Origin of the sequence: Clostridium sp. B9, from assembly GCF_050509515.1 — a bacterium.
In the GTDB taxonomy this organism is placed as follows: Bacteria; Bacillota; Clostridia; order Clostridiales; family Clostridiaceae; genus Sarcina.
Genome location: NZ_JBNWKA010000003.1, coordinates 790,374 through 814,644, shown reverse-complemented (window position 1 = coordinate 814,644; position 24,271 = coordinate 790,374). Strand labels below are relative to the sequence as shown.

Below are 24,271 nucleotides of genomic sequence, written 5' to 3'. Positions count from 1 at the left end.
AATGTCTAATTAAATAATTACTAAAAAGAATTTAAAAAGAAGAGCTAGTCCATTAAAGGTCTAACTCTTCTTTTATATTTAAATCTATCTATTACTTGTTAACTTGTTGAGCATCAACAATGATTAGTGGAATTTTGTTTCCATCTTCATCAACTAAGTTATTTAAGTTGATAACTTCACTATACTCATTTCCTAAAGCATTGAACTCGTTACCCATAGCTTCTGGATCTACTTCTAAAGTAACATTTACTTTCTTAGCATCAGTGAATCCACCAATTTCGTTCTCAACAGATGTTTCAACTGAATCTAATTCGAAAGTAGCTTCTTTATTTCCTTCAGCTAATGGTGATAACTCAGTTTCAAAAGCTAAATTGAATACGTCGTCTACAGTTATTCCTGTTCCTTCTTTGATTTCATAATCTAATAATGCTGGATTTAACTTAACTGTTACGTTTTGTTTTAAAGTTCCAACGTTTTGAACTATAAAGTCTCTTGAGAAAGTATCTCCTGGTCTAACATTTTTGAATGCCTTCTTGTTATCTTTATTTAAGATTTCTGAAGTCTCATCATCAACAGTCCATCCTCTGTTAGCATCTATAACTTTAACGTCTAATGTACCCATTGTAAGTTTAACGTCAGCGTTAACTTTAGCTTGATCTGTAAACCAAGCGTATGATCCAACTGCTCCTACCATTAATGTACCTGCTAATAACATTCCTAATACTTTTTTCTTCATAAATATTCTCCCCCAAACATTTCATTTTTCTATGCTTACTTAATCGATTACTAAACGATAATATTTAATCGACTACATAACTATTTATATGCTCTTAAATCCCATAATATAACTTATTTTTTATTTATTTACATATAATTAATAAAATAAACTACTATCTCGCAGTTCTAATAGTCTTAGATTCCTTAGTTGAAATCTCTCCATTTGAATATTTAGCAGCTATCTTAAAGTTATAGATAGTATGTCTACTTAATCCACCTGCAACAAATTCTGTAGCATCTTTAGGTAATTCTTTTATCTTTTTACCATCTTTATAGATTACATAACCTTCTAATCCTTCTATTGTCTCTGGAGCTTCCCATGTTAACTTAACATTCTTTTTGTTTATTTCAGGAATATCAAAGTTTCTTACTGGGTTAACTACTATTTCTCCAGTTGATGCTTCATTAACCTTAATATTCTTGTTAACTAACTCTAAGTCATGAGTGCTTCCATCACCAACACCTACTGTAGCTGTTGTAACTGCTAGTGTTTCAACTTCTGAAGCAGATTTTGGTGTTAAACTAACATTTACTAAGTCTGAAGTTTTTCCTATTTCAGTTCCTAATGATGCCACTAAGATTCTTACTTTTCCTGGCTCAACTTCTTTACTATTAACAAAGATTCCTTCACCAACTGAAGCTACTTCATTTAAAGTAAACACTTCTGGATTGTATTCAAATAGATACTCAGCTGAATAAGCGTCTTTATCCTCTGCCAAAGCTTCAACTCCTAAAGTAGCATTGAAAGCAGTTCCTACTTCAACTTCTTCTTGAACCTTTAAGCTTGAATTTCCAACACTTGTCTCAACTTCACCAACTTGCACAGTTAATCCAGTTGATTCTATTGCCCCTAAAGTAGAAACTTTGTTATAAACTGTTGAAAGTTCCATTCCTTCATTAGCTTTAACCTTAACTTCATGGTTGCCAGCACTTATTCCCTCTGGAATAGTTCCAGTAAATTTAACAGAAGATTTTCCTTCATAATCAACCATAGTTAAAGGTACATCCACTCCACCTATATCTAAAGTTAATGTTCTATCTCCAATAATACTTGCAACTTGATTTAGATTTAATTTAACTGAAATTTCTTCTCCAGCATTGTAAACTAAATCTGAATCTAAGCTTTCTACTGATGTAACATTAGCTGAAGGTGAATCCTCAGTTGCATCAAAGTTAAGATAATCAAAATCAAACTCTGTATATGACACCTTACCTGAACCTTCACCCTCATAGAATAATCCTAAATTTCCATCTGGAAGCTCAGTTAAACATGAGTATGAGAATGAACCTGACTTAACAGTTTTATTAGAAACCCAATCGAATTCATATCTTGGCTCTCCATTCTCATAAGTTCCATTTTCATTTATTAAACCAACTTTAACGCTACCATTTACTCTACTTCCTGCATCTGGATTAGAGAAGATGATTGCATCCTTACCATCTATTTTTCCGCTGTAGTTTATAACACTTAACTGACAATATGGCTCTCTTAAATCTGTATCCTCTGGAACCTCATCATGCCATGTAGCTCCCCCATCAAAGCTTGTTGCTACTCTTGTGTATGAACCAGTATTTCTCATGAATAACTTTAATTGTCCATTTGGCATTTCAACTACTTGACACTCTGTTAATTGAGTTCCTGAAGAAACGGTTTCTGAACTTACTGAAGCTGTATCTACTGGAGATTCTCCAAGCTCCCATGTCTTACCAAAGTCATCACTGTATATTACAGCACTTGATTGGAAATTATTTTGGTTAGTATAGTATATTGGGAATACTAATCTTCCAGCATGCTCTCCATTCTTTATTTGAATTCCTTTACCTGGAGCTGTTCCAAAGAACTTCATCCACTCCTTCTTAAGCCCTGGATTTAAATCTTCAACTTCACTCCATGTCTTACCATCATCATCACTATAAGTCATATGAATATATGCAGTACCAACAGCTTTAAGTGGAGCATTGCTTAATAAAGCATTTCCAACATTCTCACCATTTTGAAGAAGAGTCTTATCATTCTCCATTACATAGTCAGTTGCAACTCCTGCCTCATCATAGACAATTCCCTCTTCTCTAACTGTGTACTCATTACCGTTAGCATCATGTAATATAAAATAATACTTTCCATCTATTTCTTTATATCCACTTCCACTGCCTGTGTTAGGGAATCCATATCCTTCTGGGAAATGAGTTACTATCAAGAATAATCTCTCTTTTTGAACTCCATCTTCTTCAATCATGGCTGACATAACTGAAGTATCTATAGCAGCTGATTTTCCTGGATAGTCAATTATAACTTGGGCATCTCCCCAATCACCATTTAACTCTTTTCTTCTTATACCAACATCAATATTATTTCCTGGTGCATCATGATTACCATCATTTCTAACATCTACAGAAGCTATAACTGTACCTTCTTTAGTTGTTTCTAAAGCTGGTATTCTATATCCTCTTGAATTTAAATATCCAGGGTAAAATAAATCTACTGGCTCTGATTTATATACTCCTTCTGGTAATAAACTATCTTCTGCTGGAGCCTTAGTTTCTCCAGTTTTTCTTAATAAATAATTATCACTTATTGGTTCTGCGTAAACATCCACAAAATCTATGTCTCCTCTATATAAATATTCATTTGAACCACTTGCTCTATCAGTCTTACCTAAATAAGCGGTATTAAGATTTATAGCATTTAAGAACTTAATATTTGGATCACTTACTGTATGTAGTAAATCACCATTTAAAAATATTTTAGCTCCTACACCTTTTTCAATCTTTAATGCTATTGTGTTAACCCCTCTATTAAAGGTTGCATTAACACTATGATGAACATTAAAGTCACCATTTCCCTCTTGTCTTCTAAGCTCATATCCTATTTTTCCACCACTTACATATAGTGAGAAATAGTTATTCGCTTTAGTATTATCACTTAAACTTATTAAACTCTGAATTGCTGTATCATCCATATTAAATCTAGTAACTATAGTACCCTGCTCTAAAGAAGCATATTTATCTAAATCACTAGTTATATCTCTTCTTTCACTCTCTTGAGTTATTTTTAAGTTACTATAACTTGCAAGTTCAGTTACCTCACCTTGAGTCTCATAAGCATTAAACTCTGCTATTGATGCAAAGCCACCAACACCTTGAAGTGCAGTCACTTTTATTTTTTCTGCATCTATTGGATTTTCAAAAGTAACTGTTTTAGTTGAATCATTTTCTTCCCAGTTTCCTTCTGCTACTAAAGTTTCAACACCGTCTTTTACTGCATGAACTTCATACTTAGTTATGTTTCCATTTCCACCATTAGTTCTTGGTGTAACTGCTATAGAACTAACATTTCTAGCTCCACCTAAATCTACAGTTAAACTTTGTGGAAGTGCATCAGATCCATTCCACTTAGTATGCCACATTGTTGATGTGTTTCCATCAATAGCATTGCTTGCAGGGTCTTGTCCTTCCTCTGAAGTTGCCGTAGCAGTCATCTCTGATTGTGGAATAGCAGTTTCAACAACAGCTTGTCTATTATCTATAATAATGTCATTACCACTAGTTATAGGTGTAGCCTTTACTAAAGATGTACTTATGTTAGAAATAACTAATCCAGCTATAAGAGCTGCTATTATTTTTTTACTTTTCATCTTATCTCCTCCTTTTAAATAATTAACCTCATTAATATGTATACGTTTTACATTTGTTTATTATGACTAAAACATATAAATTTTCACTTTTTTCTTTTATATTAAAATGTCAACAGTCATAGTTGAAAATATTATGAAAAATTTTGAAATATAAATATACTAATAAGATTTCTATCAAAAAAGGTGGACTTTTATATCTTGTTTGACCTCCTGGAGCTGGTAAAACACTTTAGTAAATGTATCATTATTAAGTGATGTTTTTTTAATAATTTTTTACATAAAAAAGGTTGTAGTTTAAACTACAACCTATAACAATTCAAAGATATATAGTAATCTAAAAAGATTAAGTATCTTTACTTGAAAGCCCTCTTGGCCATGAAAGCAATTTATTCTTATCTATTCTTAGATCTTTTTCATTTTCAAAATTTATATTACAAAAATAATTATGGTAATTAGCTACCCATACAAATTTATCCCAAACCCTTATATTTTCTTTGTTTAACTCTAACATTTCCTCTATTTTAACCTTATGTTTATAAAGTAATTCTATCTGCATTTTTTCAAATTCATACTTATTATTACATTCAGTATAATATTTAAATATTGTATTTAGATAATTTAAAAACCACTGTCCATCGCTATCTATCAATATTTTATTTTGCTGCGGTGCTATATCATAATTACTTATGTATTTTCTAAGCCTACTTACTGCTTTATCATCTAGTACAATCCTTGGATAACATGCTAAATTACTTTCAATATAATGTGCATCTAAAAGAGCAGGACCAAAAACTATATCTTCATTAATATAAAAATCACCTACACTAACTCCACCTCTAACAAAAAAACCTTCCAGAGCTAAATTAAACTGATATTCTGAAACATTATCTAATATTTCATTTAAGGTTTCTTCTCCATCATCTTTTATAGGATATCCTACAATCATATTGTCAGTATATATTTTTATTTTCCCTTGGCTATACTTATTTTTAATTATACATTGTTTATTCTTATTTATAAGAAAATTAATTTCTTTAAGTAAATCATTTCCGTATTTATTATTGCATGACTCTATTATCATCTGAGAAAAACCCAACATATCTATAGTGCACACCATAGAGTTAACAAGCATTGGATTATTTTCATTATACTTCTGCATACTTCTCGTCCCCCACCTAATGACTATATTTATTATATTTTAATATCTATTTTATTATAATAAAAAAAGGTTGTAGTTTAAACTACAACCTTTAACAATCTAAAATTATCTTCTATTTTGTTGTTTTTTAGCTCTTCTACAAGATACACATCTTGTTGGCTCATTTTCAAATCCTTTTTCTTTGTAGAATTCTTGCTCTCCTACTGAAAATATGAATTCTTCTCCGCAATCTCTGCATTTTAATGTTTTATCTGACATAAACATTCCTCCTGAAATTAAAGATTCTAAATGGATATATAATCTCTAATTTCGAGAACTATTTATCTAAATGAAACTTTTTTGTTAGCTACTTTGCTACTAGTTTAGTATAACATAGTATTCAACTCCCTGCAACCTTTTTTATTTATTTTTTTAAACAATTGAAAATTAATACATTTTTTTCCTAAATCAAATACATTTAACTTAACATTTCTATCCCCTCCCTCATTAAAAACATAATTTATACATCTATATATTTATTGAATGAATTCACTTTTTAATATATAATACCTTATTGTTTTTAAACCTCTCCTAATAAAACCACTAAATTAACCATTTATTACTTACTTACAAAATCATACTAAAAACACATTAAAGTCATTATTTCATTTTTAAATATATTTATAAAACTTTTTTATAAATAAGTTATAATTATAGTACTAATAGGATAATAAATACTAAAGAAAAAAAACTTAGGGGGGAATATAATTGAAGGATTTAATAATCGTATATCTAGTAGGAATTAATTTAGTAGCACTCGCACTAATGTATATAGATAAACAAAAAGCAAAAAAACACAAATGGAGAATAAGTGAAGATACACTTATTGGAGTTTCCATTATAGGTGGAAGCATAGGAGCCTTATGGGGAATGCATGCTTTTCGTCACAAAACAAAGCATGCTAAATTTACAATAGGAATACCTTTAATCCTAGTACTCCAAGCCATTCTAGCCCTATATATTTTAAAGTAAAAAGGCTCTGTTTTTAGGTAAGTGTTGATTTCTAGATATATCTTCAGACCTAACTTAATTTCGCAAAGAGTTTCTATTATCTATATCTAGAAATCAATACTGCTTTAAAACAAAGCCTATTAAAATTATAACTACTCATTAACTATAGTTTGAAATAAACTTCGAAACAAAAATAGCTTTATTAAGTTTTATTTACTTAATAAAGCTACTTCTATAATACATTCTTAATTTTTCACTATACTTATACAACATAAAAAGCTATATAGACTATTTAATAAAACTTACAAACAGTATGAAGAGAATATCTAGATAAGCTTTAGAATCTAAGTTATTATGAAGAATGTATTACCTTAAGAAGCTAAGACTGTTTTTTCTAAGGAATACAATCTCACAAAAGTTCGATTGCATAAGTTCAAGATACCAAATTAAAAATTTGGACTTTCACTTAAGTTTCGAAGCTTTAACAATATTTTCGGAATAATAACTATAAATTCTTAGCGAAATCTAGTAATTCTCGTAATATGTTTGTAAGTTTTTTAAACATCTATATAGCTTACAATTACTTACTTGCTATTAGTAGCATTTCTCTTAGAACCTTACAAGCAACAGCTGTTGATGCTCCTGTTGGGTCATATTGAGGTGATAATTCATTTACATCAAAGCCTACTATATTAAGCCCTTTAAGCTTTAATATAGCTGCTAATAATTCTTTGAATTGAACTCCACCTGGTTCTGGTGTTCCTGTTCCTGGGAAAACTGATGGGTCTAAAACATCTAAGTCTATTGTTACATAAACTGGTTTATCTTTAACCTTATCAATAGCATATTCTAAGTTATCTAAGTTAAACTTATTTGTATAAACATGCTCTTTTCCCCAAGCGAACTCTTCTCTTTCACCTGAACGTATTCCAAATTGGAATATCTTATTATCTCCAACTAAATCCCAAACTCTGTGTAATACAGTTGCATGTGATAATTTTTGGTCTAAATAATGCTCTCTTAAGTCTGCATGTGCATCAAAATGGATAACATGTACATCAGGATATTTTTTAAATACTCCTCTAAAAGCTCCTAATGTTACTAAATGCTCTCCACCTATCATAGCTGGTATTTTTCCATCTTCAACAACCTTAGTTGAAAACTCTTCTATTTCAGCTAAAGCTCCTTCTGAATTTCCAAAAGGAAGCTCTAACTCTCCACCATCAAAGAAATTATAATCATAAAGATCTTCATCTTGATATGGACTATAGCTTTCTAATCCCCAAGATTCACTTCTCATAACCTGACTTGCAAATCTTGTTCCTGGTCTGAATGAAGTTGTTGAGTCAAATGGTGCTCCAAAAACAACTATGCTTGACTCATCATACTCAGCCTCACAGCCTATAAAAGTGCTAACATTTCTATTCATCAACATTCTCTAACATCTCCTTAACGTAGTTAGGTAATGCGAAACATCCTCTGTGTAAATCAGTATTGTAGTACTTAGTTTTTAATCCTAAGTCATTCCACTTTTCTACATCAGCAGTTAATGGATCATATTTCTTTGAAGCAAATCCAAATAACCAATGGCCTGATGGGTAAGTTGGAATGTGAGCTTGGTAAACTCTGCAAACTGGGAAGCACTCTTTTATTCTCTTATGAGCTCTCTTCATTCCTCTTGCATAAGCATCATAGTATGGGCTTTCATGTTGGTTTACAAGTATTCCATCTTCTTTTAATGCTTTAAAACAGTTTCCATAGAATTCTCTTGTGAATAATCCTTCACCAGGTCCAAATGGATCAGTTGAGTCAACTATGATTAAATCATATTTATCTTCTACTGAACGAACAAACTTTAGCCCATCTTCAAAGAATAAACTTACTCTAGGATCATCTAATTGACTAGCTGTTTGTGGTAAATATTCTCTACAAACATCAACAACTAACTTATCAATTTCAACCATGTCTATTTTCTCTATAGTTTTGTATCTAGTAAGCTCTCTTACAGTACCACCATCTCCAGCTCCTATAACTAATACATTCTTGATATTAGGGTTAGTAGCCATTGGTATGTGAACTATCATATCATGATAAATGAATTCATCCTTCTCAGTTACCATCATAAGTCCATCTAATGTAAAGAAAGTTCCAAATTCTTGTGATTTAAAAACATCTATTCTCTGAAAATCACTTTGTCCACTATAAACTTGCTCATCTACCTTAATTGAGAAACGTACTTTATCTGTATGCTCTTCTGTGTACCATAATTCCATATTCTTAATCCTCCTAATACTCTAAAACATTTATATTCTTAATTTCCATATCTTCTGGACCTGTTACTAAACATCCTTTTTTTCTAGAATATTTAATATACTCTATAATTTCATCAGTTATAACTTCACCAGGTGCAAGAACTGGTATCCCTGGTGGATAACACATTACAAACTCTCCAGAAATCTTTCCTTCACTCTCTTCTAAAGGAATAGTTTTTGTCTTAGCATAGAATGCCTCTCTTGGTGAAACCTTAACTATAGGATTTATATATTCATGGTCAAAGATATCTCTCTTATCTTTTTCATGTATTCTCTTAATCTCACTTAAAGCAGCAACTAATCTCTCAATGTTATATCTAGTATCTCCAACTGATATTATTGCAAGAATATTAGCTAAATCTCCAAGTTCAATCTGAATTCCATAGTCATCTCTTAAGATGTCATATACTTCTATGCCAGCAAGTCCACTTTCTAAAGTGTTTATTGTAAGCTTTGTTATATCAAAATCATAAATATCATCACCATTAACTATTTCCTTAGAAAAAGCATAGTAACCATCTATTTTATTAACTTCCTCTCTTGCATATTCTGCAATACTTACAACCTCTTCAAATATCTCTTCTCCATTTAAAGCTAAGTTTCTTCTAGCTATATCTAAAGAAGATAATAGTAAATATGAAGCACTTGTTGTTTGAGTTAAGTTTATTATTGTTCTAACATAATCAGGATTTATTCCATTACACTTCATAAGTAACATTGAACTCTGAGTTAATGAACCACCTGTTTTATGTATGCTAACAGCTGCCATATCTGCTCCAGCTTCCATAGCTGATACTGGAAGTCTCTTATCAAAGTAAAAATGAGTTCCATGAGCTTCATCAGCTAACACATACATATTATTTTCATGAGCCAATTTAACTATTTCTCTTAAATTTGAACATATTCCGTAGTAAGTTGGATTATTAACAAAAATAGCCTTAGCATCTGGGTTTTCTTTAATAGCTTTTTTAATATCTTCTAAAGCCATTCCTAAAGATATTCCTAATCTTTTATCTATACCTGGATTAATATACACAGGAGTAACCCCTGTTATTATTAAAGAATTTATAGCTGATCTATGAACATTTCTAGGCATAATAATTTTATCCCCATCCTTACAAACACTCATAATCATAGCTTGTACTGCTGATGTAGTACCATTAACCATAAAGAATGCCTTGTCTGCTCCAAAAGCCTCTGCTGCTAAATCCTCAGCCTCTTTTATAACAGAAGTTGGATGACAAAGATTATCTAAAGGCTTCATTGAATTTACATCAACAGAAACACAATCTTCTCCTAAAAATTCTCTTAGTTCTTTATTTCCTCTTCCTTGCTTGTGGCCTGGCACATCGAAAGGTACTATTCTTTGTCCCTTATACCATTTTAATGCTTCATAGATAGGAGCATTTTCTTGAGAAAATTTTTTCACAAAAATCCCTCCTTATTCTTAATAAATATTTACACCACCGTATATCTCAATCATTTCTTTTGATAATCTATCTCTAATTTCTCTTCTCTCATTTGGTGATAACTCATATGGATCGGCGTTAAATAAATAATTGTTTAAAACAATATCCTTAAGCATCATTTTTGTATGGAAGATGTTTGATTGATAAACATTAACATCCATAGCGTCATATCTTTTTAATGTCTTGTCATCTATATAATCTTGAATTGATCTTATGTCATGGTCTATGTAACACTTTCTACCATCTACATCTCTTGTAAATCCTCTAACTCTATAGTCAATAGTGATTACATCTGAATCAAAACTTCCGATTAAGTAATCCAAAGCATTCAGTGGAGATATCTTTCCACAAGTAGATACATCTATATCAACTCTAAAAGAAATTATATCGTTATTTGGATGAAACTCTGGATAAGTGTGTACAGTAAGGTGACTCTTGTCTAAGTGTCCTACTACACTATCTCTAAGTTCTAAATAAGATATATCCCCCTTATTGCATGATGGGTCAATCAGTGCTACTGGTAATGCCTCTTCTGTTATAAGAACATTTACACTAGCTCCCTGAGGTTCATAATCTTGTTTTGAAATATTTAGGACATGAGCTCCTATCATCTCTGTAACATCACAAAGAATTTTAGTAAGACGCTCTGAATTATATTGTTCATCTATATATTTTATATAGTCTTCCTTTTCTCTTTCTGTTTTTGCATAACAAATATCATAAATATTAAAACTTAATGTCTTAGTAAGATTATTAAAACCATAAAGGCATATTTTTTCCTTCAACCCTAACATCAATCCTTTCTCTAACAAATCTGTCTATTATTTGAATGTACATTTAAAAAAATATTAAGAGTTCTCTAAATACCTTTTTAAATTTAATTCGAATTTATTATATATCACTATTTAAATTTTTACCACACAAAATTAACGTCAAGCGTTTAATCAAGCTAATTCTAAGAGTTGCAATTAATACTCTCCTAACAAAAACTAAGAAAAATACTTAGTATTACTAAACTAACACTTCACTTAATTAATACTTTAAACCGTCTTAAAAAGCCACTTCAGATAAAATTAATAAAAAATCAAAAAAACCCAAAAAAACTTCGTTATGAAGTTTTTTTGGGTTTTGTAAACTTTTTGTTAACACCTATACATTATACTCTTCAAATATAACTTTAAATTCTTCTTTATTATCTTTTATCCACTCTTCAAAAGTTGAATTTTTAGCTTCAACAGCCTTAGCAACTTTTATTAAGAATTCTGGTGCTTTATCTTGAAGTAAATCTCCATAGTACTCACCTAAACAAGTTTTTCCTACACCTAAATCTCCACCAAAATGTAATTCAAATACGTTAGATAAGACATCATTAACTCTTTTCTTTTTACCAGCAAATCCAATTTCTCCAATTTCATGCATACTACAAGAGTTTGCACATCCTGAGAAACGTACTCTTGGTAATGAATTTTCTTTAATTGCATTTTCTTTTAATAACTCTACAAATTCTCTTAGAGTTCTTTGGCTTTCTAATACTCCCATTTGACAAGTTGGAACACCTATACACGCTACACTTCTTTCAGCTAAAGTTTCTCCACCCTTACCTTGAGTAAGTTCTAATACCTCTTCAGCTTCTTTTCCATTTAGATTTCTTATGTATAAATTTTCATTCATACCTAATCTAACTTCAACTTCTTCTATATTTTCTATAGTTTCGATTAATTTTTTTAAAGTGCTTAACTCTAACTGTCCACCAATTGGATGGAATAATACTGAGTATAAACCATCTTGTTTTTGTTCTATTAATCTACTATGTTTTATAGCTGTCTTTATACCTTTTTTGTTGTAAGCTATTTCTTCAACAGAAAGATCTAATCCACCTTTAGCTTTTGCTTCTTCAAAGTATTTTCTAAAGCATTCTCTAAAGCCTTCATCTCCCATTCTTTCAGCAATATATCTTATACGAGCTTTTCCATGATTCTTATAATCACCTTCTGCTACAAATAAATTAATCATAGCTTCACAGCAATATAAAACATCTTTAGCTTCTATAAGTTCATCATACTCTACAGATGTTCTAGGGTTTCTTCCTAATCCTCCACCTATGTAAAGTTTGAAACACTCCTTGCCATTTTCATTTACTGCTAAGAAGCCAATATCTGTTACTGTACAATGTGCAGCATCTTCAACAGTATTTGAGAATGCAGTCTTAACTTTTCTTGGCAATTTATATGTATTCATTCTTTGCATGTAGTAATTGTTAACTGCTAAGGCATATGGTGTAACATCAAATGTTTCTCCTACTTTAACTCCTGATAATGGATTTAAAGCTACATTTCTAGGGAAGTTTCCACCACCACCTCTAGTATATATTCCTTTTGTTAATCCTTCTTGCATTATATCGCATACAGCATCTATAGATATGCCATGTAATTGTATTGCCTCACGAGTTGTTAAATGCACTTTATCTAAATTGTACTTTTCTGCCCAATTATACGCTTCTTTTAATAAATCTAATCCTGCAACTCCTGATGGAACTCTTAATCTAACCATAAATTCTTGTCCACCACGATGTGCATAAGCTCCCATACCACCTGAAAGCTTCTTAAATTCTCCAACAGTCATCTCTTTATTGAAAAACTTATGTCCAGCTTCTCTAAACTCTTCAATTTCCTTTGAAAAAATTTCATTTAAAGTATTCATTACGTATCACCTCTGTATAATTCTAAGCGCATAGAAAATATAAGTAAACAATTATTTCCTTATAAACAATATAAGCAAATATCTATATATAATGATGAAAAAGTTTTTATTTGTAAATATATTAATATTATTTGCTATATTTTTTGAAAATATAGTTATTTACATAAAATTTTGTTTGTTTACACAATTTTAATTTTTATTACAATATTATATAATTATATTATGAACTAAAAGGAGATGATTTTATGAGCAAGGGCACTATAAACTCCGATTTAAAAGGTATTTATAGAAAATGGAGAACCTCTGAAGAAAACTTTTTTGAAAGATTAAAGATTAAACATGAATTCAAAAAATTAACTAAAGAAGAAAAAAAATTAGCTATGGATGATTTTTCTGATTTTGCTAAATTAGAAGAACCAATAAATGAAGATGATTTTTCAGCACTAGAAGAAGAATATCTAGGTATTCCTAGAATTAGTACAACTAATTTATAAACTATATTAGGAGATGATTTTATGGGAGAAAGCAAATTAAAAGCAGAATTATCAAAAACTTATAAAGAGTGGAAAGAATTCGAAGAAAAAACATATGGTAAGATTAAACACCATCATGAGTTGAAAAAAGAAGAAAGAGAAGAAGAAGCTAAAAAATTCTCTGATTATGCTGGATTACCAGCTCCAATAACTGAAGAAATGCTTCTGTACTTAGACGAAGAATACTTTAGAACTTAAATTCTTAAAATAAAAAAAATGGGTTTTATCAAAATTTTATTCTGATAAAACCCATTTTTATTGTTTTATTTATTATTCCATCATAGCTGTAATCTTTTTGCTTAATAGTAGTAAAACTATTCCTAAAGCTATACTTACTCCTGAAATTGAAGCAAATAATTCTAAAGCTCCAAATGATTCAACAACTGATGCTATTTTTCCTGATAAAAAGTTTGCTACTCCTGAACTTGCAAGCCATACTCCCATTAATAATGAAGCATATTTAGCTGGTGCTAATGAACTTACCATTGAAAGTCCTATAGGTGATAAACAAAGTTCTCCTATTGTGTTAAATAAATAAGTTCCAACTAACCATAACATACTTACTTTAACAGCTGGATTTTGAATATCTCCACCTAATGACATAGTTGCAATAACCATTAATAAGAATCCACATCCTAGAACTATCATACCCATAGCCATTTTAGTAGGTACTGATAAATCTCCTTTTTTACTATTTGCAAGCTTAAACCATAATTTTGAGAATAATGGTGCTAATAGTAATATAAATAATGGGTTTATAGATTGGAAGAATGCTATTGGAACTGTCCATCCAAATATTTCTCTATTAGTCGCATTCTCTGCAAATAATGTTAAAGTAGTTCCTGCTTGTTCAAATCCTGCCCAGAAGAATACAACGAATGATGCAAGTATTAATATAACTGCTATTCTCTTCTTCTCTTGCTTAGTTAAAGGTTTATTTTCTTTTACAACTTCTTTTTTAGTCTCAACCTTTTTATTCTTACCAACATGTCCTAAATATTTAGGTGCTAAAGTTATAAATATTATTTCTCCTAATATAATACCTATAGCAGCTGCTAAGAACCCATATCTAAATCCATAATGAAGAATTGCTTCTCCTGATTTTGTAGCAAAGAAATTCTCTGCTAATAATCCACATATAATAGGTGCTATTAAAGATCCTAAGTTTATTCCCATGTAGAAGATTGTGAATGCTGAATCTTTTCTTTTATCACCATCTTCGTATAATTGTCCAACTAATGTTGATATATTAGGTTTGAAGAATCCATTACCTATAATTATACATCCTAATCCTAAATATAATGCCCATCTAGTTTGCCATGCAAATAAAGATAAATTTCCTAAAATCATTATCGCTGCCCCAAGGATAATTGATTTCTTTTGTCCTAAATATTTATCTGCAATTTCACCACCAATTACAGGTGTAAAATAAACAAGCCCTGTATACCATGCATATATAGTTGCAGCCTCACTTATATTATATCCTAGTCCACCAGTTACGAAAGATGCTGTTAAATAAAGCATTAATAGTGCTCTCATTCCATAGTAACTGAATCTTTCCCACATCTCTGTAAAGAATAGTAAATATAACCCTGCTGGGTGTTTCAATCGTCCTTTAGCTGCCTCTCTATCTACAGCTATACTTGCCTGTGCCATTTTATATTAAGCCCCCTCTTTTATTTATAGCTTTTTGATTTTCTTATTGTTTTGTATTAATTTATCATTAAAATTATTATTTCGTTAACACATTTTTAATTATAAATACATTTTTCCTTATAATCAAACGCTCTCTTAACAAATTATTGTAAGTTTATTAATATTTTCATCATATTTACTCCCAAATACTCCTTTTTTCTCTGTATTCAATAACGCTACATTTGTTTTTTGTAGAGATACACCATTTGCTATATTACCCCATTCAAAAGTTGCTTATTAATATATTGGTAATTTTAAAGGAGTAAATTTATCTATTTCCTAAGAAAAGCAACAAAAAAGAAGTAACTATGTCCTCTATTGGTTATAGTTACTTCTTCATTGTAAACATATATTTATATTAAACCTTTATTTCTTAACCTTCTATTTGTAACTCTATTTAGCACTCTATAACATATTCCAAAAATCGGAATCCCAATAAGCATTCCAATCACACCAAACAAACTTCCTCCAACTATCATAGCAAACATAACCCATAATGCAGAAAGTCCTATAGAGCTTCCAACTACTCTAGGATAAATAAAGTTTCCTTCTAGTTGTTGAAGTATTATTATAAATAATATAAACCAAACAGCTTTTATAGGATCAATTATAAATATAATAAAGGCTGCTGGTATTGTTCCTAAAAAAGCCCCAAATATAGGTATTAAGGCAGTTACACCAATAATCACACTTATTAATAGTGCATATGGCGTCCTAAAAATTATCATACCAATAAAACAAAGTACTCCTATGACAACAGCCTCTGTACATTGTCCTGCAATAAACTTAGAAAACATCTCATCAGACATATGCGCAAGCTCTATTAATTTATCAGCTTTATCCTTTTTTAAAAATGCATATGTTATTTTCTTCATTTGTCTAATTAAGACTTCTTTACTTGCTAACATATATATAGCAAGTATTAGTGCTAAGAAAAAGTTAACAATCCCAAAGGTTAATCCTAAAGTGAAATCTAAAACATAACTAAGAGACGTTCCTATTATTTGACTTGTTACCTTTAAAATCTCTCTCCACATTTCAACAAGTTCACTCCAAACTTCTTGAATTATTAATTGTGACTGCGAATTATTTATTGCATTACTCTCTAACATCTTTTCAAAGGCACTTAAATATCCGGGGATACTTTCTACTAAAGTTGATAAGCTTTTAGCTAACTGAGGTACTACAAACAATATAAATATAGTAATTGCTAAAACCAAAATAACTAAGGTTATTGTAATCGAAGCTATTCTTTTCATTCCTCTAATAAACTTACCATTTCCTAAATGCCTTTCTACAAAAGACATAGGGATATTTAATACAAAAGCAATTGCTATTCCCCAAATGAATGGCTTTATTATCCTAATAACAGTGCCTAAAAAGGACATTACTTCTTTAAAATTAAGTAATAAAAAACTTAATATTAATATATAAGTAGCCAATAATATAGCTTTTTTAAACCTTTTATCTATATATTCCAATATATACCTCCATAAATTCAAAAAAATTAATTAAACAAACATTAATAAGCTTAAAGATTAATACTTCATCACTATATTATTGTCAAAAATAAAAAATATTAATCTTTTATACACTAAACATTTAAAAATATTATATATAAAACCTATTTTTAGAATGTATAATATCTATTGTGTTTAAGAAAACTAAAGATATAGTTTACTTATGAACTATTTTTATGTATAATCAAATTAAGTTTACAATTGAACTATTTAAGGAGGAAGGTTAATGGATTTAAACGCTCTAAATCCTAATGGAAATGCTTTTTTAGTTTCTTTTACTAAAGCTAAAAAAACATATAAGAAATTTATATCATCTACGTTAAATGACTTAGGTTTGACTCATAATGAGTTTGAAATACTTGTTTTTCTTCAAGAAAACTTGGAATATAACACAGCTAAAGACATAGTAGAATTTTCTGGTCTTTCAAAAGGATTAATATCTAGATCAATAGAAAGCTTATTAAAAAAAGATATGCTTACAATAAAAAAAGATGAAAAAGATAAAAGAATTTTTAGACTATACATCTCAGAATCAGCTACCGAAACTATGGCCATATTAAACAAAATAAGTAATGAATTTTGTAAATTATTATTAGAAGGATTACAAGAAGAAGAACTTATAGCTTTCGATAGCATATTAAATAAGATGATAAAGAATCTAAACAATCTAAAGATATAGATAGCATACTAACCAATTATCAAAAGATGGCTATATTCAGATATAATATAACTTATATTTGAATATAGCCATCCTTTTATAATTATTTCTATTTAACTTCATTTATGTGTTTAAATGTACTTTTTATATTTTTTATATTTCCATAAACAGTAATTTTATCACAAACCTCAAACATATAATCTGGACTTGGGAAATTAACAAATTTATCTCCCTTATCTATATTTAGAACTTCAATCTCTAAAGCCTTTAATCCACTATCTCTAATGCTTTTTCCTATTAACATTGTTTTATTTGATAAATAAATTTCATAAACACCAAAGCCCTTTGTTTTTGTTACCAAAGTTAAATGCTTAGAATTTATTTTATCCCAAATTTTAGATTGTACAATAAATTTTTCAATCTTATTCTCTACCTTCTCTAATAAAGAACTTTTATGAAAGAACATAACAAAAATTACAAACAAAATAATTATAGCTAATGATCCTATATCAAGAACACTGCTTGTTATTATATTTACGGCAAAGGATATTATTGTGGCTGTACTGGCATAACTGAATCCCATAAGCCAAACAGCAAGCTTCCTTCTTGTTGGATGTTGAACTATTATTTCACTTTCTTTAGTAGTAAACCCTGTTCCTGTTAAAAGAGAGGTAACTTGAAATCTAGCTTTATCTATTGGAACTCCTGTAAGTCTAAATAATATTGCAAAAAAGTCTACAACAATTAAGAATATCATTAAAAATAAAATAAATGTAAGTACTAAAACCATCTTTTCTATCCTCCCTAAAGTATATATTCTTATATTATAGAAGAAACTAACTTTTCCTCTAATTCTCTATCAATTTTAATCGAATTGTCTCCATGTTTGTTTGATGACATATCGTATCCTAAAACCTTTGATACAACTCCTAAAGATAATAATATAACCAGTAAAATTTCACATGCTATTATAACCATTCTTATAAATTTCATAATAGCCCTCCTAATATAATTCTTTATAAATTTTTATTATATCTTCTCTCTTCATTGGCACATAATTGTTTTTAAGCAATCTTTGTTGGTTTTTAATAACACTATCACTAAACAACTCAATCTCTTCTATTTTCATTCCATATTCTCTTAAATCTTTTCTTCTTATAAGATTGTTTAATAACTTTTCTAAGTTTTTGTAGCATTCCTCTTCACTTGAAGAAATAACTTTACTAATAACAGAATTTAATTCCCTAATTTTACCTTTATCATTATTTTCATTGTAATAATTTAAAACACTCATTAAAAATTCATAATTTGCCTCTCCATGAGGAACATGATATTTCCCACCTAAAGGATATGAAAGAGCATGTACTGCCCCTACACCTGCATTTCCAAAAGCTATTCCAGCATAGTTACTAGCAATTAAGAAGTCTTTTATTATTTCATTTCTATACTCTTCTCCTCTTGCAATTATCTCCATATATCCACTTAAAATCATTTCTATAGCCTTTAAAGCAAATAAATCTGTATATGGTGTTGAATTAGGGGATAAAAATCCTTCTATACTATGTATTAATGCATCTATAGAACTATAAACAAAAGCTTTATACGGCATAGTTTTACAAAGTTCTGGAATTAATACTCCCTTGTCTGCATATAGCTCCTCTACAGCTAAGCCCATTTTAGTTCCTTCGCTCTTTATCTCCACAATAGAAATATTAGTAACTTCACTACCTGTACCACAAGTAGTAGGAACTATTACTAATTCTTTATCTCTAATCACAGGTATTTCTTTTTTAAATAATTTTCTTGTGCTCTCCACATCTTTTAAAGCTAAAAGCTTACCAACATCTAAGATAGAACCACCACCAATAGCAATAACTCTATTGAACTTAATATCTCTTATATCTTTTAATATTAAGTCAACCACTTCATCATTTGGCTCATTAAAGTCATACTTATCCTTTAAAACATAATTACAATTTAAGTTTAGTTCCTTAAAATTCCCTTCAAAAATTCTTCTATTAGTAAATATTAAGTCATTTTTATTTAAATTTAATGCTTCTGAAAATTCCTTTGCACCATTAAATATAAACATTTCTGTTTTTAATCCAAAAAGCTTCATATAAATCACCTACTAAAAATTAATATAGTATTAACTTAAGTCTCTATTTTAAATGAGTACTGATTTTAACTATTAACTCAGACTTACTTAAATTTGCCAAAAGTTTTTATTAACATACTATTAACAAATTCATTATACTAAACTTTTAAGCTTTACTCCAACATAAATTCCATATCACTATCTTAGCTATCACTTAAAACTTACTTATTTTCAGACTCTATTTTAAGTAGTAAGTGATTTCTAGATATATCTTCAGACCTAATTTAAAACCATATTTTAAGTGGCTGCTAATTTGCAGTTATATTTTCGCACAAAAAATATATAGCTATGACTTTTCAAAAAAATCATAGCTATATCACAAACTCAAAAACTTTCTAAATAAGGCTGTGTTTTAAAACCTTGGGATGTATCAAAACTCATATATAAAACTTAGAAATAGTATGAAGAGAATATCTGGATGAACTTTAGAATTTAAGCTATTACGTAGAAGGTTTTACGTTAATAAGCGAAACTGTTTGACCGAAGGGAGTTTTTTCGCTTTAGTAAAACCTTCGAAGTAATTGCTATAAATTCTTAGTGAAATCCAGTAATTCTCGGAATATATTTCTAAGTTTTATTAATGAATTATTTTGATACATACCCAGCACTTAAAACATAGCCTTAAATAAGATTAGTCTACCTGTCTTAATAATCTTTTCATTACATCATTAACTTTTGCCATTCCTAAATCTTCATGAGCCATTACCATGATTAATTTAACATCATCATCAACCATATCCCATTTATATGATCTTATATCTAGAACAGCATCATCTGGCATGTATTCAAATATTAATCCTGAAACCTCTTCAGCTAAATCTAAATAATCTTCAAAAAGTTCCTCATCATTAAGCTCTTTTAACTGCATATTTTCCTTTATAAGTCCTCTTAAGATTTCCATATCTATACTTAACTTATAAGCTACTATATCTTCCCTCTTTGAACTCTTACATAAATCACTTACAACTTTTGCATCCGTATTTTGTTCTATATCTCTCTTTATTTCCTGACTATCTAAAACTCTATTTCCAAAAGCAACGTACATATAAATAACCTCCTATATATAAATATATTTATTTAAATCATTATCACTCATAATAATTCAATGATGTCTTAAAATCCACCTATATATTTATAACACTTGTTTATTCTAAATTACAAGAAATATTTTCTCTTTTATTTAAGTATGCTACTAAAAAAAGAACTTTTCAATCAAACCTGTGTGTTCTAACAATATATTTAACCCTATAAGAATTAAAATAATTCCACCAATAATCTCTGCATAATTTTTAAATATATCACCTAACTTTTCTCCTATTAAAACTCCTATAAAACATAGAACAAAAGTTATTATTCCTATAATTATTATTGATTTAAATATTGATATTCCTAAGAAAGCAAAGCTTACCCCAACTGCTAAGGCATCTATGCTAGTTGCAATAGCTAATATCGTTAAACTTTTTGCACTTAACTCCTCTTTATCTCTTTTTATCGCTAGCTCTTCTTTAATAATTTCATTAGTTTCTATACTTATATCGCCTTCTTCTCTTCTTTCCTTAATTGCTTCTAAAAGCATTTTTCCTCCTATAAAGCTTAAAAGTATAAATGCTATCCAATGATCAAAAGCCTTTATATAATCAGCAAAATATATTCCAGCTCCCCATCCGATTAGTGGCATTATTGCTTGAAATCCTCCAAAGAAAAAAGCTACCTTTAAAGCATCTTTAATTCTTATTTTTGAAAGAGTTATTCCTTTAGCAACAGATACTGCAAATGCATCCATTGCAAGCCCTATTCCAGTTAAAAAAATTGATAAAAAACCCATAACAAACAATCCTCCTATTTAATTAAAATGCACATAAAAAGAGACTTATATGCAGCAAAAAAACTGCATATAAGTCTCGCTATTTAAGAATAAGCCAGATCAAATCTCTTTGATCAATTTGTTGACTTATTCACTCATTTAATCTGAGCTAACTACTCCCCTATATGGAAAAGTTAATACTTTAAAACTTTATCATACTAATTAATAAAAATCAATATATTAATATTCTATTCTAATTTCTGTGTACCATCATAATTGACACTAAAATAATCTCCTTCATCTAAAATAATATGTCCACTTGCATAATTTTGCCCATTAACTTTTAAGATAACTTTATCCACCCCTAAATTGTATCCATATGAGTTTACAATACAGTTAATCATCCCCAACTCAAAGGAACTACCTAAATTTATATTACTAAAAGCACCTTCGCCAAAATCAACTGTTAAAATCCCCTCTTCAACCTTAGCATTTCTAACCTGAAGATTATCAGGGGCCTTACTTTGTATTTCACCATTATAGTCCTTCTTAAGTTCTTCAGTAACAGCCTTTACCACTGCCTTATCCTCAACTAAAACCTCTTTATCCTTATAATATATATTATTATTTATATCTTGATAAAAAATTCTTAAAGTCATTTTTTCCTTAACAAGCTCTTCTTTGACCTCATCTTTATTATCATTAGAATTACTTCCACTATTATTATTGCTATTATTATTGCTATTATTAGTACTATTGTTACCCTTATTGTTATCCTTATTATTTTCATCAGTTTCTTCATTGGTGTTATGGCCTTCTGTTAACTTATCATTTTCATCGGTTGATATATCATTCTCAACTGATGAATTATTATCCTCAACTTCCTCTTGATTAGTTGTATTGTCCTTATTAGGCTCAGTATCTTTGTTAAAACACCCTCCTAAAAACATAGGTATAAGCATAATCGATAGAAAAGTTATTAATTTTTTCCTCATAAATTCACCCCAGCATATTATTTTATTTCACATTAATATATTAAATTCTTTTAGCTTTTAATATTTCCTTTATTAATATATAAATATGGCCTTATTAAATAATTATCTACAACATTTTTATTACCTAATCACCAACACATAAAAATATATTTATTTTAAACTCTGCTTTAAAATAATGTCTTATGCTCTTTAACTTAAAACAGAACCTAAAAAAATAAGGATATAGCTAAGTTCATAATTATAAACTCATCTATATCCTAATTTCTATTATTTTTCATGATTTATAAAATTATTTCCCACAATGTTTTTCATGAGATTTTATTTTATTAGCCATTTTTTCTTCTTCTCTTCTGACTTCAGCAATTTTTTCTTTTTCTATTTTCATTGTATGTTCACAACTACAATGATTTACTTGATGATTTTTTGCCATAATAACACCTTCTTATAAAAATTTTGCATAGGTAAATCTCTGCTCTACAAGAAAGGAACTAAGCTATATAAATACAATTCCTTACCTTGTTTTCATATTACTCCTTTGATAATAAGCTGTAAAAAGCAAAGCTTCTTTATTCTAAGTTATATTTTAAAGAAACCCTATGTTTTTACCAATTTATAATAACTATTCTCTCATTTACTCCTATTTTCTTTGTTATTGATATTACTAATAAAATTAATTATATTTTGATGTAAATAATATTAAAATAATACTCTATTGATGATAATAAGTCATAATATTATTATAAAAAAATAAGAAACTCATAGTTGTTAATCTATGAGTTTCTTTAAAATCAAATTAAATAGCACTTTTATTTATGCTTATTACAGTTTCTTCTCCAACCTCTTCAAGTTTAAATTGGTACTTATCAGTTTTCCATTGATAAACTTTTGAATCTTCTTCTTTATTATCAACAACTTCTGTTGGATTTCCTAAAATATCTTTTACATTATTTAAGATATCATCTGGAACTATACCCTTGAAATGAACACTTACAGCACTTATATTTTTTGAATCATCTAAATCAAAAATTAAACTTGCATTGTAGTTAAACATTCTCACTTCATAAGTTGAAGAAACAATAACTTCCTTACCTTCAACATCTTCTACATGATCACTTCCATGGCCTTTAGCTTCAATTAGTTGTTGATAAGTTTCTCCTAAATAATCACTTAATTCATTAATATTGCCTTCATTTTGCGCCTTCTCTTCAACCTTAGTATTTCCCTTTGAATTATTACTTGCTTCATTAGGATTATTACAACCAACAAGTGAAACAACTAATAAAGAGCAAGCAACTAAACTAGCCAATACTTTTTTCCTTTTCATCAGCATTCTCCCCCGATTAATTTTTCTTATGTGTTTATTTTCCCTATTATGTAATAGTATAGCATTACATATATGCAATTATAATACATATTTAATAAATATATATTACAAAATAGATTTTTATTATTTTAGGCTTTGTTTTAAACCATGGTTGATTTCTAGATATAGATGAAAGACCATCTTAATGAGCATTAGAGTTTCATTGTATATGTAAACAGAGCCTTGTTTTAAAATGTATTTATAAAAAGGGAATATATCAAAATAGCTTTTCAACAAAATTTTGACACATTCCCTTACATACTATAATCAATTATTTATTTAATTTAATTGGGCTCCCAACATAAAGCCAACTATTTTCATAAAATAGTGTAAACCAAAGGAAATTTAAAAAGAAAATATACCACATTGAATTTCCTGTTGTTATCCCCTTTAATCCTATTAAAGATAATAGTCCTAAAAATCCTAAATATCTATGCTTGTTATATTCCATAATAACCCTCCCAAGTAAAATAATCCATATTTTAATTATACTATGGTTATTA

24 protein-coding genes are annotated in these 24,271 nt (G+C 29.0%); 4 read left to right on the top strand and 20 right to left on the bottom strand.

Annotated features, from left to right (window positions below; translation table 11 throughout):
- Positions 1-91: 91 nt before the first annotated feature.
- From ACQZHJ_RS03685 to ACQZHJ_RS03670, 4 genes are all read right to left on the bottom strand, one after another.
- Positions 92-736, bottom strand: a complete 645-nt coding sequence (locus tag ACQZHJ_RS03685) for a TasA family protein (protein ID WP_430484197.1) — start codon at positions 734-736, stop codon at positions 92-94.
- 154 nt (positions 737-890) lie between these two features.
- The gene (locus tag ACQZHJ_RS03680; RefSeq protein ID WP_430484196.1) at positions 891-4,412 is read right to left on the bottom strand and encodes a sialidase domain-containing protein; all 3,522 of its coding nucleotides are present in this window, start codon (positions 4,410-4,412) and stop codon (positions 891-893) included.
- Positions 4,413-4,755: 343 nt separating this feature from the next.
- Complete coding sequence (locus ACQZHJ_RS03675) at positions 4,756-5,571, bottom strand: hypothetical protein (RefSeq protein WP_430484195.1); 816 nt, start codon at positions 5,569-5,571, stop codon at positions 4,756-4,758.
- A 105-nt stretch (positions 5,572-5,676) separates the two neighbouring features.
- Positions 5,677-5,829 carry a zinc-ribbon domain-containing protein gene (locus tag ACQZHJ_RS03670; RefSeq protein ID WP_430484194.1) on the bottom strand — a complete coding sequence of 51 codons (153 nt, stop codon included), beginning with the start codon at positions 5,827-5,829 and terminating at the stop codon, positions 5,677-5,679.
- A gap of 489 nt (positions 5,830-6,318) precedes the next feature.
- On the opposite strand from ACQZHJ_RS03670, the gene ACQZHJ_RS03665 reads away from it, so the two are divergent.
- On the top strand, positions 6,319-6,582 hold the full coding sequence (locus ACQZHJ_RS03665) for a DUF1294 domain-containing protein (RefSeq protein ID WP_430484193.1): 264 nt from the start codon (positions 6,319-6,321) through the stop codon (positions 6,580-6,582).
- Positions 6,583-7,141: 559 nt separating this feature from the next.
- On the opposite strand, the gene speB is transcribed toward ACQZHJ_RS03665, so the two are convergent.
- From speB to ACQZHJ_RS03640, 5 genes are all read right to left on the bottom strand, one after another.
- Positions 7,142-7,996 (bottom strand): agmatinase, encoded by an 855-nt coding sequence (gene speB / locus ACQZHJ_RS03660; protein ID WP_430484192.1) that lies wholly within the window; start codon positions 7,994-7,996, stop codon positions 7,142-7,144.
- The gene (gene speE, locus ACQZHJ_RS03655; RefSeq protein ID WP_430484191.1) at positions 7,983-8,834 is read right to left on the bottom strand and encodes a polyamine aminopropyltransferase; all 852 of its coding nucleotides are present in this window, start codon (positions 8,832-8,834) and stop codon (positions 7,983-7,985) included. The genes speB and speE overlap by 14 nt, the downstream gene beginning before the upstream one ends.
- Before the next feature lie 13 nt (positions 8,835-8,847).
- On the bottom strand, positions 8,848-10,302 hold the full coding sequence (locus ACQZHJ_RS03650; RefSeq protein WP_430484190.1) for an aminotransferase class I/II-fold pyridoxal phosphate-dependent enzyme: 1,455 nt from the start codon (positions 10,300-10,302) through the stop codon (positions 8,848-8,850).
- 18 nt (positions 10,303-10,320) lie between these two features.
- Positions 10,321-11,136, bottom strand: coding sequence for an adenosylmethionine decarboxylase (gene speD, locus ACQZHJ_RS03645; RefSeq protein WP_430484189.1), 816 nt, complete (start codon positions 11,134-11,136; stop codon positions 10,321-10,323).
- Between the two features lie 355 nt (positions 11,137-11,491).
- Entirely contained in the window at positions 11,492-13,042 is a 1,551-nt protein-coding gene (locus ACQZHJ_RS03640) for a nitrite/sulfite reductase (RefSeq protein WP_430484188.1), read from the bottom strand.
- A gap of 245 nt (positions 13,043-13,287) precedes the next feature.
- Between ACQZHJ_RS03640 and ACQZHJ_RS03635 the strand changes: the two genes are divergently transcribed.
- Together ACQZHJ_RS03635 and ACQZHJ_RS03630 are read left to right on the top strand one after the other, a co-directional pair.
- Positions 13,288-13,536, top strand: coding sequence for a hypothetical protein (locus ACQZHJ_RS03635; RefSeq protein WP_430484187.1), 249 nt, complete (start codon positions 13,288-13,290; stop codon positions 13,534-13,536).
- Between the two features lie 21 nt (positions 13,537-13,557).
- Positions 13,558-13,773, top strand: coding sequence for a hypothetical protein (locus ACQZHJ_RS03630; RefSeq protein WP_430484186.1), 216 nt, complete (start codon positions 13,558-13,560; stop codon positions 13,771-13,773).
- 72 nt (positions 13,774-13,845) lie between these two features.
- On the opposite strand, the gene ACQZHJ_RS03625 is transcribed toward ACQZHJ_RS03630, so the two are convergent.
- A complete protein-coding gene (locus ACQZHJ_RS03625; RefSeq protein ID WP_430484185.1) occupies positions 13,846-15,231 on the bottom strand; it encodes a peptide MFS transporter in 1,386 nt (461 codons plus the stop codon).
- A 392-nt stretch (positions 15,232-15,623) separates the two neighbouring features.
- Positions 15,624-16,751, bottom strand: coding sequence for an AI-2E family transporter (locus ACQZHJ_RS03620; RefSeq protein WP_430484184.1), 1,128 nt, complete (start codon positions 16,749-16,751; stop codon positions 15,624-15,626).
- 265 nt (positions 16,752-17,016) lie between these two features.
- Here ACQZHJ_RS03620 and ACQZHJ_RS03615 point away from each other — a divergent pair, with 265 nt between their 5' ends.
- Positions 17,017-17,469 (top strand): MarR family winged helix-turn-helix transcriptional regulator, encoded by a 453-nt coding sequence (locus tag ACQZHJ_RS03615; protein WP_430484183.1) that lies wholly within the window; start codon positions 17,017-17,019, stop codon positions 17,467-17,469.
- 88 nt (positions 17,470-17,557) lie between these two features.
- Here the strand turns inward: ACQZHJ_RS03615 and ACQZHJ_RS03610 are convergent, their stop codons facing one another.
- The 9 genes from ACQZHJ_RS03610 to ACQZHJ_RS03570 form a co-directional block, all read right to left on the bottom strand.
- The gene (locus ACQZHJ_RS03610) at positions 17,558-18,238 is read right to left on the bottom strand and encodes a TrkA C-terminal domain-containing protein (protein ID WP_430484182.1); all 681 of its coding nucleotides are present in this window, start codon (positions 18,236-18,238) and stop codon (positions 17,558-17,560) included.
- A gap of 29 nt (positions 18,239-18,267) precedes the next feature.
- Entirely contained in the window at positions 18,268-18,441 is a 174-nt protein-coding gene (locus ACQZHJ_RS03605; protein WP_430484181.1) for a hypothetical protein, read from the bottom strand.
- A gap of 10 nt (positions 18,442-18,451) precedes the next feature.
- Positions 18,452-19,567, bottom strand: a complete 1,116-nt coding sequence (locus ACQZHJ_RS03600) for a 4-hydroxybutyrate dehydrogenase (RefSeq protein WP_430484180.1) — start codon at positions 19,565-19,567, stop codon at positions 18,452-18,454.
- Between the two features lie 670 nt (positions 19,568-20,237).
- Positions 20,238-20,651, bottom strand: coding sequence for a hypothetical protein (locus ACQZHJ_RS03595; RefSeq protein WP_430484179.1), 414 nt, complete (start codon positions 20,649-20,651; stop codon positions 20,238-20,240).
- 147 nt (positions 20,652-20,798) lie between these two features.
- A complete protein-coding gene (locus ACQZHJ_RS03590) occupies positions 20,799-21,431 on the bottom strand; it encodes a manganese efflux pump MntP family protein (protein WP_430484178.1) in 633 nt (210 codons plus the stop codon).
- 227 nt (positions 21,432-21,658) lie between these two features.
- A complete protein-coding gene (locus ACQZHJ_RS03585) occupies positions 21,659-22,405 on the bottom strand; it encodes a GerMN domain-containing protein (RefSeq protein ID WP_430484176.1) in 747 nt (248 codons plus the stop codon).
- A 289-nt stretch (positions 22,406-22,694) separates the two neighbouring features.
- Positions 22,695-22,835: a hypothetical protein gene (locus ACQZHJ_RS03580; protein WP_430484175.1), complete on the bottom strand. Its 141-nt coding sequence runs from the start codon at positions 22,833-22,835 to the stop codon at positions 22,695-22,697.
- A gap of 363 nt (positions 22,836-23,198) precedes the next feature.
- A complete protein-coding gene (locus ACQZHJ_RS03575) occupies positions 23,199-23,729 on the bottom strand; it encodes a hypothetical protein (protein ID WP_430484174.1) in 531 nt (176 codons plus the stop codon).
- Positions 23,730-24,039: 310 nt separating this feature from the next.
- Positions 24,040-24,219, bottom strand: coding sequence for a hypothetical protein (locus ACQZHJ_RS03570; protein ID WP_430484173.1), 180 nt, complete (start codon positions 24,217-24,219; stop codon positions 24,040-24,042).
- Positions 24,220-24,271: the final 52 nt, after the last annotated feature.

What these genes read in the sequence shown, in the direction of transcription:
- ACQZHJ_RS03685 (WP_430484197.1), bottom strand. Translation starts at nt 736, where the DNA reads ATGAAGAAAAAAGTATTAGGAATGTTATTAGCAGGTACATTAATGGTA.
- ACQZHJ_RS03680 (WP_430484196.1), bottom strand. Translation starts at nt 4,412, where the DNA reads ATGAAAAGTAAAAAAATAATAGCAGCTCTTATAGCTGGATTAGTTATT.
- ACQZHJ_RS03675 (WP_430484195.1), bottom strand. Translation starts at nt 5,571, where the DNA reads ATGCAGAAGTATAATGAAAATAATCCAATGCTTGTTAACTCTATGGTG.
- ACQZHJ_RS03670 (WP_430484194.1), bottom strand. Translation starts at nt 5,829, where the DNA reads ATGTCAGATAAAACATTAAAATGCAGAGATTGCGGAGAAGAATTCATA.
- speB (WP_430484192.1), bottom strand. Translation starts at nt 7,996, where the DNA reads ATGTTGATGAATAGAAATGTTAGCACTTTTATAGGCTGTGAGGCTGAG.
- speE (WP_430484191.1), bottom strand. Translation starts at nt 8,834, where the DNA reads ATGGAATTATGGTACACAGAAGAGCATACAGATAAAGTACGTTTCTCA.
- speD (WP_430484189.1), bottom strand. Translation starts at nt 11,136, where the DNA reads ATGTTAGGGTTGAAGGAAAAAATATGCCTTTATGGTTTTAATAATCTT.
- ACQZHJ_RS03640 (WP_430484188.1), bottom strand. Translation starts at nt 13,042, where the DNA reads ATGAATACTTTAAATGAAATTTTTTCAAAGGAAATTGAAGAGTTTAGA.
- ACQZHJ_RS03635 (WP_430484187.1), top strand. Translation starts at nt 13,288, where the DNA reads ATGAGCAAGGGCACTATAAACTCCGATTTAAAAGGTATTTATAGAAAA.
- ACQZHJ_RS03630 (WP_430484186.1), top strand. Translation starts at nt 13,558, where the DNA reads ATGGGAGAAAGCAAATTAAAAGCAGAATTATCAAAAACTTATAAAGAG.
- ACQZHJ_RS03625 (WP_430484185.1), bottom strand. Translation starts at nt 15,231, where the DNA reads ATGGCACAGGCAAGTATAGCTGTAGATAGAGAGGCAGCTAAAGGACGA.
- ACQZHJ_RS03615 (WP_430484183.1), top strand. Translation starts at nt 17,017, where the DNA reads ATGGATTTAAACGCTCTAAATCCTAATGGAAATGCTTTTTTAGTTTCT.
- ACQZHJ_RS03610 (WP_430484182.1), bottom strand. Translation starts at nt 18,238, where the DNA reads ATGGTTTTAGTACTTACATTTATTTTATTTTTAATGATATTCTTAATT.
- ACQZHJ_RS03605 (WP_430484181.1), bottom strand. Translation starts at nt 18,441, where the DNA reads ATGAAATTTATAAGAATGGTTATAATAGCATGTGAAATTTTACTGGTT.
- ACQZHJ_RS03600 (WP_430484180.1), bottom strand. Translation starts at nt 19,567, where the DNA reads ATGAAGCTTTTTGGATTAAAAACAGAAATGTTTATATTTAATGGTGCA.
- ACQZHJ_RS03595 (WP_430484179.1), bottom strand. Translation starts at nt 20,651, where the DNA reads ATGTACGTTGCTTTTGGAAATAGAGTTTTAGATAGTCAGGAAATAAAG.
- ACQZHJ_RS03590 (WP_430484178.1), bottom strand. Translation starts at nt 21,431, where the DNA reads ATGGGTTTTTTATCAATTTTTTTAACTGGAATAGGGCTTGCAATGGAT.
- ACQZHJ_RS03585 (WP_430484176.1), bottom strand. Translation starts at nt 22,405, where the DNA reads ATGAGGAAAAAATTAATAACTTTTCTATCGATTATGCTTATACCTATG.
- ACQZHJ_RS03580 (WP_430484175.1), bottom strand. Translation starts at nt 22,835, where the DNA reads ATGGCAAAAAATCATCAAGTAAATCATTGTAGTTGTGAACATACAATG.
- ACQZHJ_RS03575 (WP_430484174.1), bottom strand. Translation starts at nt 23,729, where the DNA reads ATGAAAAGGAAAAAAGTATTGGCTAGTTTAGTTGCTTGCTCTTTATTA.
- ACQZHJ_RS03570 (WP_430484173.1), bottom strand. Translation starts at nt 24,219, where the DNA reads ATGGAATATAACAAGCATAGATATTTAGGATTTTTAGGACTATTATCT.